Annotated in this window: 10 protein-coding genes; 3 read left to right on the top strand and 7 right to left on the bottom strand. The window is 71.8% G+C overall.

Annotation, left to right across the window (positions count from 1 at the left end):
• Positions 1-37 precede the first annotated feature (37 nt).
• The 6 genes from ACFQUZ_RS08325 to ACFQUZ_RS08300 all read right to left on the bottom strand — a co-directional run bounded on the left by ACFQUZ_RS08325 (position 38) and on the right by ACFQUZ_RS08300 (position 12,126).
• Positions 38-5,329 carry a DNA repair ATPase gene (locus tag ACFQUZ_RS08325; protein ID WP_377439670.1) on the bottom strand — a complete coding sequence of 1,764 codons (5,292 nt, stop codon included), beginning with the start codon at positions 5,327-5,329 and terminating at the stop codon, positions 38-40.
• Positions 5,322-7,349 carry a flotillin family protein gene (locus ACFQUZ_RS08320; RefSeq protein ID WP_377439667.1) on the bottom strand — a complete coding sequence of 676 codons (2,028 nt, stop codon included), beginning with the start codon at positions 7,347-7,349 and terminating at the stop codon, positions 5,322-5,324. The genes ACFQUZ_RS08325 and ACFQUZ_RS08320 overlap by 8 nt, the downstream gene beginning before the upstream one ends.
• A gap of 132 nt (positions 7,350-7,481) precedes the next feature.
• Complete coding sequence (locus ACFQUZ_RS08315) at positions 7,482-8,159, bottom strand: hypothetical protein (RefSeq protein WP_377439665.1); 678 nt, start codon at positions 8,157-8,159, stop codon at positions 7,482-7,484.
• Between the two features lie 169 nt (positions 8,160-8,328).
• Positions 8,329-9,582 carry a phosphoribosylamine--glycine ligase gene (gene purD / locus ACFQUZ_RS08310; RefSeq protein ID WP_377439662.1) on the bottom strand — a complete coding sequence of 418 codons (1,254 nt, stop codon included), beginning with the start codon at positions 9,580-9,582 and terminating at the stop codon, positions 8,329-8,331.
• A gap of 91 nt (positions 9,583-9,673) precedes the next feature.
• The gene (locus ACFQUZ_RS08305) at positions 9,674-10,603 is read right to left on the bottom strand and encodes a type IV toxin-antitoxin system AbiEi family antitoxin domain-containing protein (RefSeq protein WP_377439660.1); all 930 of its coding nucleotides are present in this window, start codon (positions 10,601-10,603) and stop codon (positions 9,674-9,676) included.
• A 236-nt stretch (positions 10,604-10,839) separates the two neighbouring features.
• The gene (locus ACFQUZ_RS08300; RefSeq protein ID WP_377439657.1) at positions 10,840-12,126 is read right to left on the bottom strand and encodes an adenylosuccinate synthase; all 1,287 of its coding nucleotides are present in this window, start codon (positions 12,124-12,126) and stop codon (positions 10,840-10,842) included.
• Positions 12,127-12,251: 125 nt separating this feature from the next.
• Between ACFQUZ_RS08300 and ACFQUZ_RS08295 the strand changes: the two genes are divergently transcribed.
• Together ACFQUZ_RS08295 and ACFQUZ_RS08290 are read left to right on the top strand one after the other, a co-directional pair.
• Positions 12,252-13,253, top strand: coding sequence for a hypothetical protein (locus ACFQUZ_RS08295; protein ID WP_377440069.1), 1,002 nt, complete (start codon positions 12,252-12,254; stop codon positions 13,251-13,253).
• A gap of 47 nt (positions 13,254-13,300) precedes the next feature.
• Positions 13,301-15,472, top strand: a complete 2,172-nt coding sequence (locus ACFQUZ_RS08290) for a chromosome partitioning protein (RefSeq protein ID WP_377439654.1) — start codon at positions 13,301-13,303, stop codon at positions 15,470-15,472.
• A gap of 54 nt (positions 15,473-15,526) precedes the next feature.
• Here ACFQUZ_RS08290 and ACFQUZ_RS08285 read toward each other — a convergent pair whose 3' ends face one another.
• On the bottom strand, positions 15,527-15,955 hold the full coding sequence (locus ACFQUZ_RS08285; RefSeq protein WP_377439652.1) for a DUF3151 domain-containing protein: 429 nt from the start codon (positions 15,953-15,955) through the stop codon (positions 15,527-15,529).
• Between the two features lie 219 nt (positions 15,956-16,174).
• On the opposite strand from ACFQUZ_RS08285, the gene ACFQUZ_RS08280 reads away from it, so the two are divergent.
• Positions 16,175-17,494, top strand: coding sequence for an LOG family protein (locus tag ACFQUZ_RS08280; protein ID WP_377439649.1), 1,320 nt, complete (start codon positions 16,175-16,177; stop codon positions 17,492-17,494).
• Positions 17,495-17,524 lie beyond the last annotated feature (30 nt).

The following is a 17,524-nucleotide window of genomic DNA, read 5'->3' as shown; positions in this document are numbered from 1 at the left end:
GATCAAACGGAGTCGGGGCGGTGCGAGGTTGCCCGGGTTACCGGGCGGCGCGTTCGATGGCGGTCTGGACGGCGCCGACCCGGTCGGCGAGCAGGCCCAGAGCGCCGACCGCCCGGTCCACCGGGTCGTCACCCGAACCGCCGAGCGCCTTGGCCCGCAGGAAGCCGGCCTTCACCTCGGCCCACCGTCGGGCCTGCTCGTCGGTGAGCCGGCCACGCAACTCGGCGAGCTTGAGCAGGTTCGCCTCGGCGCCGGCGGCCAGGGTCTGCGCCTCACCGACATAGTGGTCGTCGATCAACGCCTCCAGTTCCTCGTCGTCCATCACCGGGACGATCCGGGCGGCCATCTTGTTCATGTTCCGGTACGAACCCTGGAGCTGGAACGGCGGTTCGGTACGGGACGCGTCGGCCTGGGCGGCAGAGGCGATGTACGCCTGGTTGGCCGCCAGCACGACCTGCTGCACCCGGATCAGCTTGCGCAGCACCGAGACGATCTGTTCGAGTTCCACCGGCGAGTACGGGTGGTCCAGCTGGTCCGCGCGCACCGACCCGTCGCCCCGGGCGATCCGGACCAGCAACTCGATGTCGCCGCGTTCCCGTCCGGCCACGGGCGCGAGCACCGGGTTCGACGTCAGCGCGTTCTCCAGATAACTCAGCGCGAACACCTCCTCCCGGCCGGCCAGCACGTCACCGAGGTTCCACACGTCGGCCCGGTTGGCGAGCATGTCCGGCACCCGGAACCGCTGCCCCGACTCGGTGTACGGGTTTCCGGCCATGCACACCGCGAACCGCTTGCCGCGCAGGTCGTACGTGCGGGTGCGGCCGTCCCAGACGCCCTCCATCCGGCGCTGCGCGTCGCACAGCGAGACGAACTTCTGTAGCAGCTCCGGCGAGGTGTGCTGGATGTCGTCCAGATAGAGCAGCACGTTGCTGCCGCACTCCAGGGCGAAGGAGATCTTCTCCACCTCCTGTCGCGCGGTCGCGTTCGGCGCCTCGGCGGGGTCCACCGAGGTCACCCCCGAGCCGAGCGCCGGCCCGTTCACCTTGACGAAGACGAGGCCGAGCCGGCTGGCGACGTACTCCATGACGGTGGTTTTGCCGTAGCCCGGCGGCGAGATCAGCAACAGCAGGCCCATCTGGTCGACCCGCTCGCCGTCGCCTGCCGAGCCGAGCTGGCGGGCCAGGTTGTCGCCGATCAACGGCAGGTAGACCTCGTCCAGCAGCCGGTTGCGGACGAACGCGCTCATCACCTTGGGGCGGTACTCGGCGAGCCGCAGCCGGTCCCGTTCCGTCGCCACCAGATCGTTGCGCCGCCGCTGGTACTCCCGATAGGCGGGCACCCGCTCCACCCGGAACCGTCGGGTTCGGGCAAGCACCTCGTCCAACCGCAGGGTCAGCGCCGAGCCGGTGATCCGGGGATGGGCGCCGAGCAGCCCACCCACCGTCTCGGTGCGGGTCGCGGCCGAATCGTGCCGCGGCAGACCGGCGCCACAGACTTCGATCGCCACGGCTTCCGGGAGGTCGACCGCGCTGGCCGCGCTGCTGTCCGCAGCGCCGGCCTCGCCACCGGCCGAACCCGCCTCGCCACCGGCCGAACCCGCCTCGGTGCCGGCCGCCCCGGCCTCGGCCAGGAAGGCGGAGAGCCACGCCTCGACCAGTTGGTGCCGGGCGGCCAGGTCGTCACCGAGGGCCCGCAGGTCGTCGCCGAGTTCCTTGGCGGCCGGCGCCTGCGGGCCACCCAGCGCGGCCCGGAACCGGCGGAGCAGTTCGCGGGCACCGGCACTGGTGACGAAGCCCGGCGGCGCCTGCGCCAGCTCCTCGGCCAGGTACTCCCCGGCCAGCCGGTGTTCGGCCGCCGGCCCGGGCAGGCCGGCATCGCGCAGGAACTCATCGATGCCGCCACCCAGCTCGGCGTGCAACTCGTCGAGGGCCGCCGCCGTGCCGGCGCGGCGACCGAACCGGGCCCGGGCCCGGGCCAGCGAGGTGGCCCGCATCGCCCAGCCGGTCCGGGCCGACTCGTCGGCGCCGTGACTCCAGAACAGTTGAGCCGCGGCGCGGGCGGCTGGCGGGTAGCGGAGCAGCCCGACGCCGGCGTGCATGCGGAGCAGCGCGGCGAGGATCTCGGCGGCGTCCCGATCGTGCACGCCGCGCTCGTAGCCCTCGTCGTACCGGGTCTCGGCCGTCGCCCGCACCAGCTCCCGCAACGCGTCCGGATCGACGGCCGCCTGGTGCAACGCGTCCAGGTCCGGCCCATCCCGACCGACCTCGGCGTCCGCCAGGATGGCGGTGGCCAGGAACTCGGCCCGGTAGACCTCCGGCGACTCCGAGACGAGAAGCTGGTCCCAGAACTCCCGGCCGCCGTCCAGGACCCCGTCGCGGACCGGGACCCGGTAGTCGGTTCCGGTGACCGCCACCGTCATCCGCCCGTCCTGGGGGATCAGCGTGACGTCGACGGGTTGGGAGTTGACCGGGAACCGGTGCCGCCCCAACCGCACGGTGGCGCCGCCGTCGGAGTACAGGTCGAGCCGATCCCGCAGGGCCCGCCCGGCTTCCTGCCGGGCGGCGCCGATCCGGCCGTCCAGCTCCGCGGCCCGGACCGGGTCGCCCAGGGTACGCAGTTCCTCGACCACCGAGCGCAGCTTGGTGATCATCGGATCGCCGGCGAAGTAGGTGTTCACCTCGTCGAGCGAGCGCAGCCCGGCCAGCCGCCGCTGCACGCTCACCAGGATGCGGTCCGCCGAGGAGACCAGCCGGTCCGCCCGGCGGGCCCGCTCGTCCAGCAAGGTCTGCTTGCGGGCCGAGAACGCCTCGTAGACGTCGGTACGCCGGGTGGCCAGCTCGGCCAGGAAGTCGTCGAAGTCGGCGAACCGGGATTCCAGGTCCTCCACCCGCAGCAGCAGCCGCCCGAGCTGCTCGTCACACTTCTCGGCGGTGTCGGCCGCCGCCAGGGCTCCGGTGATCGCCTGGCCGAGCAGCGCGAACTCGGCCGCGAACCCGGCCCGTCCCTCGGCGGCGAGCAGATCCCGGCGGCGGGCGTCGAGCTGGGCACGGGCCCGGTTGACGCCGCCGAGCACCTCACCGACCCGGGCCAGGATGCCGGTCCTAACGGTCGCGTCGCCGATGTCCAGCGTGCTCACCACGTCGGTGACCGTCTGCAGGCCGGCGGTGTGTTCGGCCAATCGCTCGGCGATCGGGCCGGCCTCGGCCGCCGTTCCGATCTCCTTGGCCTCGGTGGCCAGCCGGTCCACCTCGGTCGCGTAGCCGGCGAACGCGTCGTCCCGGCGCAGGAACTCGATCGCCCGGCGGCCCGTGGTGTCCAGCTCCCCGTCCAGCCGGGAGGTCAGCCCGGCGAGCCGGTCGACGTCGACGTACCGCAACTCCCGCAGGGTGACCAGGTGGCCCTGCTCCTGACGGAGCGCCGCGAGCTGCCGGATCCACTCGTCGGCGGTGAGCGGGGTGGCTCCGTGGGCCCGCCGGACCAGCGCGCCGATCCGCTCCTCCGCCTCGTCCACCTGGGCGTTGGCGTGCGCGGTGAGCGACTGGACCTTCTCGAACTCGTCAAGCACCTGTTGGGCGGTGGCCCGCACCTCGGTCAGCGGTTCGGCGAGCCGCCCGAACTCCTCGTCCGCCAACCAGTGGTAGTGGTCGAACGCCCGTGCGCAGGCCGCGATCAACGCCTCGAAGACCGGCGCGGCCGGGCTCATCTCGTCCACCATGCGCGCCACCGACAGGCAGTCGGAGATGCCGCGGACGAGATCGGCGTTGCCGACCCGTTCCAGCGGCCCGGTGCCGACGGGTTGTGCGGCGGCGTAGCTCTCGGACAGGTACGGGGTTTGCCAGATCTGCATCGGATGGACCCGGGTCGGTTCCTCCGACGTGGCCCGGAACACGACAAGCGTGCCGTCCTCGAACAGCGAGTAGCCGTGCCCGGGAATCGGCGTCCCGACCTCCTTGCGAATCATGTTGTACGGCAACAGCAGCGACCGACCCTCAGCGCGGGCGTGGAAGACGTACAGCACGTCCTCGCCGTTGCTGGACCGGATGGCCCCCTCGAACTCCAGGTCGGTCACGTCGGTGTCGAAGGTGCGCCGGGCGCCGGTGGTCAGGTAGTAGCCGCCCGGGAAGATGATCCCCTGGTCCTCGGGCAGGCGCTGGCAGGCTGTCCCTATCCCGTCCAGCCGCACGACGTCGTTGGTCAGGGTGTTGAAAACCAGGTGACGCCAGGTGGTTTCCCGGTACGGCCGCAGCCGCATCAGGATCAGCGGCCCGACCGGCGCGTAGTGGATGTCGGAGTCGGCGAGGCTCTGCAACGGTTCGTCGACCGGTTCGGTGTAGATGCCCTCGCCGGACTCGGTGTTGTCCTCCACCTTGACGGTAAGCGTTCCCCCGACCGTCTCGACGAACACCTTGCCCTGAATGGAGACGTGCGGATGCCGACCGAGGACGTGGTCTTCCCGGGTCGTCTCGATCCACTCGAAGTCATGAGCGGGTGGGAAGACGTGCTCCCGCTCGCCCCGGTTGTCCAGGTATTCGACGGAGCCGTCGGTGCCGATCCGCCAGCGCAGTACCCGGATGTCGTCGGCCCGCTCGCCGGTGGCGAAGACCGCCAGCAGGCGACCGCCCAAGCGGCGCAGTTGCAGCAGCCGGGTCTGCCGGTAGTAGCGGTACAGCTCGGCGAAGTCGCGGCGGAACTGCGGGTCGCGGAGCAGCTCGGGCAGGTCGTCGGCCGGCACGTCGGCGAACCGGAAGGTGTCCTCGCCGCTGTTCCCGGCCGGTCGACCGGCACCGTCAGCGGGCTGACCATCACCGTCGGCCGGTCGACCGGCACCGTCGGCCGGTCGACCGGCACCGTCGGCGGGCTGACCGCCCTCGGCCGGTTCCCGCACAAAACGGTGCAGGGAGAAGACGTCGTCGACCTCCGTCTCCGGCTTGAGACCGATGAAGACGTTGTAGCCGAACAGCATCAGCCCGCCGATCGGCACGATGTCCCGAGGCACGCAGTTGTGTCTGGTGCGAATCCGCTCGGTGCCCAGCAGTCGCAGTTCGGTGCCACCGAACACGGCGAGTCGGTCCGCGTTCAGCCGATCCGCCCGGCGGGCCAGTTCGGCGGCCCGGTCGGCGAGTCGGGTCCGGAGCACCTCGTAGCTGCCGGCGTCCAGCCCCGGGCCGGCTGCGGTGCCGGCGTCCGTCACCGGACCGGCAGCGCCCCCGGCGGGCGTCACCGGACCAGCAGCTGTGCCGGCGTCCGGCGCCGGACCGGCTGCGCCCCCGGCGGGCGTCACCGGACCGGCACCGGGTCGCGGCTGCGCGGCGGTCACCGGCTCACTCACCCGCCCGGACCGCGCGGTTTCCGGTCAGGGCCGCCAGCGGCGCGTCGGCAACGCCCAGGCGCCGCGCCGCGTCCAGCAGTTCGCGCAGCTTGCCCGACGTCTCGGCCCCGCCCGCCTTGATCTGCTGGAGGAGGAAGGCCGAGATCGTCAGGTTCTGCATGTCGGCGGTGCCCATCGAGCCGAGCATTCTGGTCAGGTCGTCGGTGAACGACGAGCTTCCGTCGAGCCACGGCTTCGCGAGCCCACGCGCGGTGTCCGAGTGGTTCATGAACCCGTCGACGCTCTTGCCCAGCGTGATCGAGCCGAGCAGCTTGTCGAAGAAGACGCTGTCGCCGCCGACGATGTCAATGTTCGCCTTCTCGAGACCGGCCGAGACCACCATGGCCTGTGCCTCGGCGACCTGCCGGTGGACATCTATGCCGGCGAGCCGGACCTCCTTCTCCATTTCCAGCCGGATGCGGTACTCCTCGTGCTCGCGGGTCGCGTCGTCCAGCGCCGCCATCGCGGCGGCCTTCTCGGTGAGGCCCTCCGCCTCGCCCTTGAGCTTCTCGCGGACCGCCTCGGCGGCGATGATCGCACGCTCGCGTTCGACGGCCACCTCGGCGCGACCGACCTTCTCGATCGCCTCGGCGCTGCGCTCCTTGACCTGGACGTCGGCCAGCCCGCTCGCCGCGGCCTCGGCCTGGACGCCTTCCGCCAACCGGATCTTGGCCCGGGCCTCCAGCTCCGCCGCCTGCTGCCGGGCCTCGGCCAGCACGAGTTCCTCGCGGGCCTTGTGCTTGGCCGCCGCCTCGGCCGCCTCGGCCGCCTTGATGTCCTTGACCAGGTTCTCCTGGGCCTCGGCCTCGGCCTGGATGACCACCGCCTGGCGGGTCCGCTCGGCCTCCTCGACGACCCGCAGGCGCTTGATGTTCTCCTCCTGCTCGGCCACGGTCTTCTCGACCGCGATCCGCTCCCGGATCACCTCGGCGATCGCCCGCTTCTCGGCCTCGACCTCCTTGTCCTTGGCGATCGTGGACAGTTCGGTCTCCCGCTGCCGGCCGATCACCTCGAGCATGCGGTCCTTCTCGATCCGCTCGGTCTCGATGGCGATGACCCGTTCCCGGTTCTTCTCCGCGACGGCGATCTCCCGGGCGCGGTTCTCGTGCTGGATACCCAACTGCTCGTCGGTCCGGATGTTCGCGCTGGCGGACTTGAGCCGCTCCTCCGCCTGCACCCGGGCGGTCTCGGCCTCCTCGCGGGCCCGCATCGTCTCGACCTCGCGGCGCTGCTTCGCCTCCGCGTCGGCCTCCCGCCGCTCCAGCTCCAGGATGGCCTCCCGGGCGTCGACGTTCTGCCGGGTGATCTCCTTCTCCTCGCTGCGCCGGTATTCGTTGGTGCGCACGTGCTCGGCCGCGGTCAGCTCAGTGATCTTTCGGATGCCCTGGGCATCGAGGATGTTTCGCGGGTCGAGTTGGTCGAGCGGGGTCTGCTCGAGGATGTCGATGGCCGCGTCTTCGAGGCTGTAACCGTTGAGGTCGGTGCCGATGACCTGGATGATCCGATCCCGGAACTCGTCCCGCTTGGTGTAGAGGTCGACGAAGTCGAGTTGCTTGCCGACCGTCTTCAGCGCCTCCGAGAACTTCGCGTTGAACAGCGCCTGGAGGGTCTGCTGGTCGCTGGCCCGCGCGGTACCGATCGCCTGTGCCACCTTGATCACGTCTTCGACGGTCTTGTTGACCCGGACAAAAAACGTGATTTTGATGTCGGCGCGGATGTTGTCCCGGCAGATCAGGCCATCGTGCCCGGACCGCTCGATGTCGATGGTCTTGACCGAGATGTCCATCACCTCGGCCTTGTGCAGGACCGGCAGCACGACGGCACCGGTGAAGGTCACGTCGACCCGGCGCACCTTCGAGACGATCAGCGCCTTGCCCTGCTCGACCTTCTTGAAGAGTCGGCTGACCATGATCGCCAGGACGATGACGATGAGGAGGACGACGGCGAGCAGGACGCCGAGGCCGGTGGAGATGACATCCATGTGAGTTGCGCGGCCGGCGGGCGGGCCACGCATCCTCCCTTCGGGTCTCATTGGACGGCACGGGTTCGCCGAACCCACACGGTGCGCGGGCTCGTCGTGGGCGGGCGGGTCGAGGATTGGCGGGGGGCGGGCTTACGTGGGCGTACGGGGCGTCGGCTGGTCGAACGCGGCGCCGGCCAGCGTCACCCAGAAGAACTCGCCGAGGGGTTCATAGTCATAGATGAGGGCCATGCTGCCGGCGCGCATCGTCTCGTCCCCGGGTTGGCGCACCTGCACGATGGCCGTCGAGCCGTCATCGGCGGTCACCTCGGCCTGGCCGAAATCGGCGGTCACCCGGCCGGTCCGGATCACGCACAGCCGTCCGACAAAGGCGCTGCGGGTGTCCTCCGACCCGGCTGGGAAGAGCCGCCGCAGCGGCATCACCACCAACCGGCAGACCAGCCAGGCGCCGAGCAGCGCCACGACCAGCACGGCGAACCCGGTCGCCATACGGGCGACCGGCCCGAAGCCGAGCGCGTCCAGCAGGACGCCGCCGGCAAGACTGACGAACCAGGCCACCGCCACCAGCAACGAACCCACCACACCCGGCGGGACAGCACCGAGACCGACACCGGCCAGCGTGCCGGCCGCGCCGCCGCGCCCGGCCGGCTCGGCGCCGGCGTCGGTGTCCAATCCCGCGGTCGCGTCGGCGCCGTCTCCCAGGTCGAGCACGCCGGTCAGCGCCAGTAGCCAGTAGCCGATCACCACGACCAGCAGGAAGGTGAAGAGCACGGTCGGGAACTCGAGCACGGCCCCGAGGAATCCACCCATGCACTGACCTCCCCCGTCGCGATCGTCGTCAACGCTATGATCAGCGCCGTCAACATGCGCGATGGTGACACGCCAGGTCAACCCGGAGAGGGCCGCCGAACGGCTGAATCACCGTCGGTGTCCTCGCCCACACGAAGAGCCAGGGAGCGTCCTGACACGGGCGACGTCGTCAGTCGATGGGTGGGACCGGCACCCGGCCCTCGACGGCCGCCCGGGCGATGTCCCGCCGATGCTGGGAGCCCGCCAGGCCGATGCCGTCCACCAGCGCGTACGCGGCCTCCCGCGCCTCGGCGAGGGTCGGCCCGGTGGCCGTACCGCAGAGCACGCGACCGCCGGCGGAGACCAGCCGGCCGTCGGCGGAACGAGCCGTGCCGGCATGGATGACGCCCGGCCGGTCGGCGCCGGTGATCGGATCGCCGGTGCGCGGCGTACCGGGATAACCAGCCGCCGCGACGACCACCGTGACCGCCGCCCCCGGACGCCAGCGCAGCGGCGGATGGTCGGCCAGGGTGCCGGTCGCGGCGGCGTGCAGCAGGCCGGCCAGCGGCGTGTCCAGCAACGCGAGCACCGCCTGGGTCTCCGGGTCGCCGAACCGGGCGTTGAACTCGATCACCCGAGGACCGGTGGCGGTGAGGGCCAGCCCGACGTAGAGCAGCCCGTTGAACGGCGTACCGCGGCGGCGCATCTCCGCGAGAGTGGGTCGGACCACCGTGGCCATGACCTCGTCCACCAGGTCCGGTGGCGCCCAGGGCAGCGGGGCGTACGCGCCCATGCCGCCGGTGTTGGGACCGGTGTCGCCGTCGCCGATCCGCTTGAAGTCCTGGGCCGGGAGCAGCGGCAGCGCCGCCTCACCGTCCGTCACGACGAACAGGGAGACCTCCGGGCCGGCGAGGTGCTCCTCCACCACCACCCGGCCGCAGTCGCGGGCGTGCCGCTCCGCGGCGTGCCGGTCGCCGGTGACCACCACGCCTTTGCCTGCGGCGAGACCGTCGTTCTTCACCACGTACGGCGGGCCGAACTCGTCGAGCGCGGCGGCAACCTCGGCATCGGTGCCGCAGGTCCGGGCCCCGGCGGTCGGCACGCCGGCCGCCGCCATGACCTCCTTGGCGAACGACTTCGAACCCTCCAGGCTGGCCGCGGCGGCGGATGGGCCGAACACCGCGATCCCCTTGGCCCGCACCGCGTCGGCGACCCCCGCGACCAGCGGCGCCTCCGGACCGATCACCACGAGATCCGCGGCGACATCGGTGGCCAGCGCCGCGACCGCCTGCGGATCGGTGGCGTCGACGGCCCGTGTCTCGGCACCTTGGGCGATGCCCGGGTTACCAGGGGCCACGACCAAGTGGGTGACGGCCGGGTCGGCGCCCAGCCCGAGGGCCAGGGCGTGCTCGCGCCCACCCCCACCGAGAAGAAGTACCCGCACAACCCCGGATCCTACGGCGTCAGCCACCGACCCGCGTTGATCAAGAGGTTTGCGTCACCCAAGGGCCCGTTTCATGACGCAAACCTCTTGGTCAACGAGCTGCCGCGACGGCGAGAGCGTTCCTTACCGTGAACGGGATGTAGTCGGACCGGAGGGTGTCCGCCCAGGTGAAGCGGACCACCGCCCAGCCGGCGTTGACCAGGCGATTCTGTCGCCAACGGTCGGCGAACACCGCGTCCGGACCACCGTGCGGGCCTCTCCCATCCGCCTCGGCGATCACCCTCGCGCGCCGCCAGCCCAGATCACCGATGCCTAGCAGGTAGCCGTCGGCGTCACGGACCTCGACCTGTAGATCGTCGGGTGGGACCCGGCCGTCGACGCAGCGCAACCGCACCCGGGTTTCGAGCGGTGACTGTGCCCGACCATCCGCCTCCAGGAGGTAGCCCCGGGCGGCCACAGCCCCCCGCCGGCGAGAGATCGAGCGCGCGACCAGCGGCAGCTGGGACGCGTCGACCAGCCCTCGGTGCAGCGCCGAGTCGATCGCGGACACAGCGGAGTACCGGTCAGTCCGCAGGATCACGTCCGCCAAAGTGCGAAGCGGGGTTGTCACCGGGATGTCATCGATGCGGTGCACGTCCTCATCGCTGACCGTCAACTGGTGCACCGTGAGCCCAGCATGGGCATGCCGTTGGGGTCGGGGCCGGGCCACCGGGACCGAGACATGGATCATCGTGCTGGGCCGAAGGCCGGCGATGCCCTGCAACTCCGCGGCGGTTTCCAGGACGGCGCAGGCCCCTCGGCCCAGGCTGGCGACCGCAGCCCTGATCCGGGCCCGGCGGATCGGTGCGACACAGGCCGCGGGGTCGATCAGGAAGTACCCAGGCAACAGCCGGATCCAGCGGCCAGCCCGACACCGCTGCCGGACCTCGTCCCGGGAAAGACCGGCACGAAGCGCCTGGCGGAGGGACACGACGCCGTCCTGACCGGCAGCCACCCGGCGCAGCGATGGAGGAGTGGTCACCCGTCCACCCTCGCGCCTAGACCCACACTCCAACACCCCTGTGGATAACCCTGTGGATAACCCGCACCGGCGCCCCCGCTCAGCCCGGAACCTGTCCCGCGCCTGTCCCCCACCCCTGTCCCCGGGCCCGCGTCCCCGGGCCCGCGTCCCCGGGTTGATCAAGAGATCTGCGTCAGGGTCAGCTCGAATCCTGACGCAGATCTCTTGATCAACCCGGTACAGGGGGTGGGGGGTGGTTAGCGGAGGGGGTGGCGGATGACGTTCTCGTCGCGGCCGGGGCCGACGCCGACCACCGAGACCCGGGTGCCGCAGAGTTCCTCGACGCGCTCCACGTACCGCCGTGCGTTGAGCGGCAGTTCGTCCCAGGTGCGCGCCTTGGTGATGTCCTCCCACCACCCATCCAGCTCCTCGTACACCGGTTTGGCGTGGTGGAAGGCCGTCTGCGTCATGGGCATGTCGTCGACCCGCTCGCCCTCGATCTCGTAGCCCACGCAGATCGGCACCTTCTCGAGGCCGGTGAGCACGTCCAGCTTCGTGATGACCAGGTCGGTGACCCCGTTGAGCCGGCTGGCATAGCGCGCGACCACCGCGTCGAACCAGCCGCACCGCCGCTCCCGGCCGGTGGTGGTGCCGTACTCGGCACCGACCTTGCGCAGGTGCTCGCCGTTGGCGTCGAACAACTCGGTGGGGAACGGCCCGGACCCGACCCGGGTGGTGTACGCCTTGCTGACGCCGATCACCTGGGTGATGGCGGTGGGCGGGATGCCCGCGCCGACGCAGGCACCGCCGGCCGTCGGGTTGGACGAGGTGACGAACGGATAGGTGCCGTGGTCCATGTCGAGCATGGTGGCCTGGGCACCCTCCAGCAGGACGATCTCGCCCCGGTCCAGGGCGTCCCAGAGCATCGCGCGGGTTTCGGCGATGTACGGCCGCAGCCGCTGAGCGTACTCCAGGTACTCCTCGGTCACCGCGTCGACGTCGATCGCCTTGCGGTTGTAGACCTTGAACAGCATCTGGTTCTTCTCGCGGAGCACGAGTTCCAGTTTCTTGCGCAGAATGCCCGGGTCGAGCAGATCCTGGAGCCGGATGCCCATCCGCGCGACCTTGTCGCCGTACGCGGGGCCGATCCCGCGCCCGGTCGTGCCGATCCGCGACGATCCCAGGTAGCGCTCCACCACCCGGTCCAGCGCTCGGTGATGCGGCATGATCAGGTGCGCGTCGCCGGAGATCCGCAACCGGGACACGTCCACCCCGCGCTGCGCGAGACCGTCGATCTCGTCCAGGAGGACCTTGGGGTCGACCACCACACCGTTGCCGATGATGATCAGCGCGTTCGGCGAGAGCGCCCCCGAGGGCATCAGATGCAGGGCGTACTTCTGCCCGTCCGGCGTGATCACGGTGTGTCCGGCGTTGTTGCCGCCGGAGTAACGGACCACGTAGTCGACCCGCTCCCCGAGCAGGTCGGTAACCTTGCCCTTGCCCTCGTCGCCCCACTGCGCCCCGATGAGCACGATCGCTGGCATCGTGTACCCGCCTCCAAAGGGCCCGGGTGCCCAGGTGGCGACCGCGCGGCAAGCCCGGTGAGTCAGGTTAACAACTAGTGATGGTCCGACCGGCGGCGGCCGGACCGAGGCAGGAGGCCCCGCCCGTGTACGACGTGGTGCTGCTCACCCTCGGCGCCGGCCGGGACGCGCCGTCCGCCTGCGGTGACGGCTGCTGTGGCGGTGGCGGTGCCGGTGGCGCGAAACCGGCCGAGGAGTGTGCCGACACCCCGCGGGTACCGGTGCTGGCGTGCGCCGACGTGCTCACCGCTGCTGGCGCCCGGGTGACCACGGTGACGGCGCGGGCCGACGCCGAGATCGACGAGGTGCTGGCCCGGTTGGACGGACCACCCCGGCCAGACGGGCTGACCTGGCCGGACTCCGACGGCAAGACCCGGCTGGTGGTCGCCACCGCCAGTGACGGACAGTTGCGCGCCGTCGTGCGCCGGCTCGTCCGCCGGTACGCCCCACCGCCCAGCCGCCGCCCCGCCGACCTGGCCGGCAACCGAACGCTGCCGGACCTGCCGCCAATCGGCGTCCTGCCACTCGACCCGCGCGGTGGTGTCGGCAGCGCCACGGACCTGGCGGGTCAACTCGGCCTGCCCCGGGATCCGGCGGAGGTGGCCTGGGCGGTGCTCGGCGGACCGGTCCGTCGGCTCGACCTGCTCCGCAACGACGGCGGCTCGGTCACGCTGGACGGTGCTCTGATCGGTGGTGCCGACGACACCGGCACGCCGCGCACCTGGCAGGGCCGGGTCGAGGTGGACGACGCGGTGCTGTCCGACGGCGACGAGCCGCTGCTGGCCTGTGTGGTGGGTAACGGCAATGGGTACGCGGAGGTCGAGGGCCTGCCGCTGCTGACGGGGGCCGACCCGGCGGACGGCGTGGTAGAGGTGGCGGTGGTGCTTCCGGTGGTGGCGCGAACGTGGCGCCGCAGGAAAATGCGCCTTGAGGTACGGCGGGGACGTGGCCGGGCCGCATCGATCAATCCCCGCGCCGACCGCGTGCCGTACCTTGACGACGGCGTGTCCGGGGATCTCACGCGTAAACGATCGTGGTGGATCGAACCCGGGGCGTGGGCGGTGTATGACCGGGCCCCGGCGAGCTGAAGCCGCTCCTGACCCCGCACGGGCGGACGGGCATATCCTCGGAGGAGATGGGGGAGGTATCTGTGGTGCACGAGGACAGGGACGGAACTCACCTGCCGGCCGAGGAAGGACAGGCCGCGCAGCAGGGCGGCACGTCGGCGCCGCGCGAGGAGTTGCCGATCCCACCGTGGATCCAGCAGGCCCCGCCACCGGACCACGAGCCGGCCGAACACCGCGGACCGCGGACTCAGATCACCACGGCCGCGCAACGGCTCGCCAACGCGGCCGCGCCCACTCCGCCTCCCGAGCCGGAACCGGGACCGGATCCGGTCTCCCGGTCGCCGGTTTCGCCGCCCCCGCAGCAGAGTTCGACCGAGCGGCCCAGCTGGGCGACGACTCAGCCGCTGCCGCCGTGGATCACGGCTCAGCCGCCGGTCCGGCCGCCGGAGCCGCCGGTGCACGGCGGACCGGCTCAGCATCCGGTCGTCCCGCCGCAGCCGCCGTTCCAGCCGACCCAGACACCGTTCGGCCCACCACAGCCGCCGGTGAACTCACCACGCCCACCGGTCGACGTGCCACGCGTACCGGACGACATGACGCCGGCCGACTCGGACGTCCCGCCCCAGTCCGTCGCGGCCGACCTGCCGACCCGCGCCTGGCCGATCGTGAACGGTCGCGGCGCACCTCAGTCGGCGGCGGAGGCCGGCCCGACGATCGGCGACGGGGACGATCGCGACGGCAACGGCCCGGACGACCGTGGCGGCTCGGCCGGGGTGGACCTGGACGAGCCGTTCACCCTTGATCCGGCCGTCACCGAGTCGGGTGACCGGACCGAGTCGCATCCGGACGCCCCCGTCTCCAAGAGCGCGCCGGAGCCGCGCGACGATGTCTCGGCCCGGGACGGGTCGACGGCCGACCCCAGCCCCGACGAAGGCCCCCGGATGGGGGAGCCGGTCTCGCCGTGGGCGCAGCCGCCGTCGCGTACGTCGACACCCGCTCCGCCCGGTCCGTCGATGGGACAGGCGCGGGTGCCCGGTCCACCTCCGCCGGGGCCGATGACCGCCCCACCCAACCAGGGTGGCTGGGGGGCGCAGCAACCACCTCCGACCCCACCGGTGTGGGGCGCGCACGGTGGCCCGCCGGCCACCCAGTACGGCCACCCGCAGGTGAACCATCCACCGGTCAGCCATCCACCGCAGGTCAACCAGCCACAGGTCAACCACGGGCCGGCGCCGCAGTGGGCGTACCCGCAGACGCAGGGCCGGCCGGCGACCCCGGACGTCTACGACGAGCAGCCGTGGGCGCCCGACCCGTCGGTGCCCACCGCCGAGGAGTTCGCCCGCCGCCGGGCCGCCAAGCCCGCCGAGCCAGTGGCCGAGATGGGCGTCCGGGCGGTGGTCAACAAGCTTGGCCTGGTGCGGCTGGCGCCCAGCCGCCACGAGCAGGAGATTCGACAGGACGTCGAGATGGTCCGCCGCAACTTCGGCGGCCTGCGTCAGGTGACCGTTGTCAATCCGAAGGGCGGTGCCGGCAAGACCGTCGCGATCCTGCTGCTCGCCATGACGTTCGGGCAGAAGCGCGGCGGTTACGTGCTGGCCTGGGACAACAACGAGACCCAGGGCACCCTCGGCATGCGGGCGCAGCAGGACTTCCACCACCGCACGGTGCGCGACCTGCTGCGCGACCTGGGACAGTTCCAGGGGGCGCACGGCCGGATCGGTGACCTGTCGCAGTACGTCCGGGCGCAGGGGGCGGGCATGTTCGACGTGCTGGCCTCGGACGAGTCGGCCACCGGTGGTGAGATGTTGACCGCCGACGCGTTCGCGGAGATCCGCGAGGTGGTCAGCCGGTTCTACAAACTGATTTTCGTGGACACGGGGAACAACGTGCGGGCGCAGAACTGGCAGGCCGCCATCGACGCCACCGACCAACTATTGATCACCATGTCGGCCCGGAACGACTCGGCCGAGACCGCCGCGCGGATGCTCGACCACCTGGAGCAGAGCGGTCGGCACCGGCTCGTCCGGCAGGCGGTCACCGTGGTCTCCATGCCGCCCTCCAGCAAGGAGATCGACCTGCCACCGATCCAGCGGCACTTCGCCGCCCGGACCCGGGCGGTGCTGCTTGCCCCGTACGAGCGGTCGATCGACACCGGGGAGCCGCTCCGCTACGGCAGCCTGTCGTCGGCGACCAAGGACGCCTGGCTGAAGATCGCCGCGGCGGTGGCCGAGGGACTGTGACGCCTGGGCGCTGGCCGCGCCAGGTCGTGCGCCGGCGAGCCCGAGAAGTCCACCTCAGGAGCCGGCGAGGGCGTCCGCCGCGGCCGGGTCGCAGTCGCGGAGGAACTGGGCGCACCGAGCCGCCTCGTCGGACTCGCTGATCTCGTCGGCGATCCGGGACAGCACGTAGAGGCACCGGAGGAAGCCCTGGTTGGGAGCGTGCGACCAGGGCACCGGGCCGTGCCCCTTCCAGCCGCTGCGGCGCAACTGGTCGAGGCCGCGGTGATAGCCGGTACGGGCGTAGGCGTACCCACGGATGAGCTGGCCGTCGGCGTAGGCGCGCCCGGCCAGCGCACCCCAGGCGGCGCTGAAGGTCGGGAATCGGGCCGCGACCTCGGCGTACGCCTCGTCGGTGTCCTTCTGTCCCGCCTCGGCGAGCGCCGCCTCGGCGGCCTCGTTGCCCGGCAGGAGGGTGGCTGGTGGCTCAGGCAAGAGGTTCTGCATCGCCCCATTCAACCTCTCCGGGACGGTGGCCCGCGAACCGGGGGCACGACCTGACTGAACGGCCGAGGTCGTCCCCCCGGTACGGCCAGGTGAACCGTACGGTATGAGGGGTGCGATTCCGAATGTCTCGCACGGAGAATGGACTTCCGGAACCTCCCCAGGACCGGTTGAAGGGAGCCCGGTGACCCGCCGTCACCGGGCTCCCGCCATGATGGCCGGGTGCCGAGCCCTCCCCCCGCCGATGTCGTCCAACCGCACGACACCACGCCCGAGGAGATCGAGACCCGGGCTGAACTCGACAGGCACCTGGCCGTCGGCAGCCTGGCCGGCCTCACCCTGCAAGGGTTGCGGCTGGACGTCGACCCGGTGCCGGACCTGAGCCACGTCGACCTCACCGACACCCTGTTCGTGGGCTGCCGGTTCGCCAGCGCCGAGGCTGAGGCCGCGCTGGTCCGGCGCGGCGCGCACGTGGTGCCCCCGTTCGTCGCCCTGCCGTACCCGACGCATCCCGCCCGGCTCTACACGCCGGACGACCTCGCCACCGGCTTCGCCGCTGCCGGCTTCACCGGCATGTACGACACCCGGGTCTACCAGCACTTCCGGGCGCACGGCGGAGCGCTGCCGGCGGTCCGCGAGGCGCTCGCCCAGCGGCTGCACGACCACGCGATCGACAATGCCCTGGCCGACGCCACCCGGTCCTGGCTCGCCAGACACGGGCCCGGTTCGGTGGTCGGGGTGATGGGCGGGCACGCGGTGCCGCGCGGCGCCACGGCGTACCGGCTCGCGGCGACGCTCGGCTGGGAACTGACCCGGGCCGGGCGGCTGGTCGTTACGGGCGGTGGCCCCGGCGTGATGGAGGCCGCCAACCTCGGCGCGTTCCTCGCCGACTGGCCGGCGGACGTCCTGACCACGGTGATCGCCGAGTTGGCCGGCACGCCGGACTACACCGACCACGACCGTTACACGGCCGCCGCACTGCGGATCCGCGAACGGTTCGCCGGTGCCGGCCCAACCGCGGGCGGCATCGCGCCAGGGCCGACCGCCGGCGCCACGGCGACCCAGCCAACCTCGGGCGCCGCTCCGCCGGTCGCAATGCCCGATCCGACCGTGCCGCCGCCACGGTCGGCCGCCGGCGTCCGCGCGAATCCGGACACCGACTGGGCCCGTCGGGGCGGTCTGGCAATTCCCACCTGGCTGTACGGCCACGAGCCGGCGAACCTGTTCGCCGGGCGGATCGCGAAGTACTTCTCCAATGCGATTCGCGAGGACACGATTCTGCGGCTGGCCCGGGGTGGCATCGTCTTCGCGCCCGGACAGGCCGGCACCGTGCAGGAGGTGTTCCAGGCGGCCACCAAGACGTTCTACGGCACGGACGGGACGAGCGGACCGTACGTGTTCCTGGACCGCGCCTACTGGACCGAGACGCTGCCGGTCGGAGCCCTGCTGGAGCCGCTGCTGGCCCGGTCCCGGGGCGGTGATCTCACAAAGCTGGTGCACGTCACCGACGACGTGGACACCGCGGTCCGCCTGCTGACGTGAGGACGGCCCTGGTCGACGCCGGGCGTCGAC

Source organism: Plantactinospora sp. GCM10030261 (assembly GCF_042666615.1).
Taxonomy (GTDB): Bacteria; Actinomycetota; Actinomycetes; order Mycobacteriales; family Micromonosporaceae; genus KBS50.
This window is presented reverse-complemented; position numbering and strand designations above follow the sequence as displayed.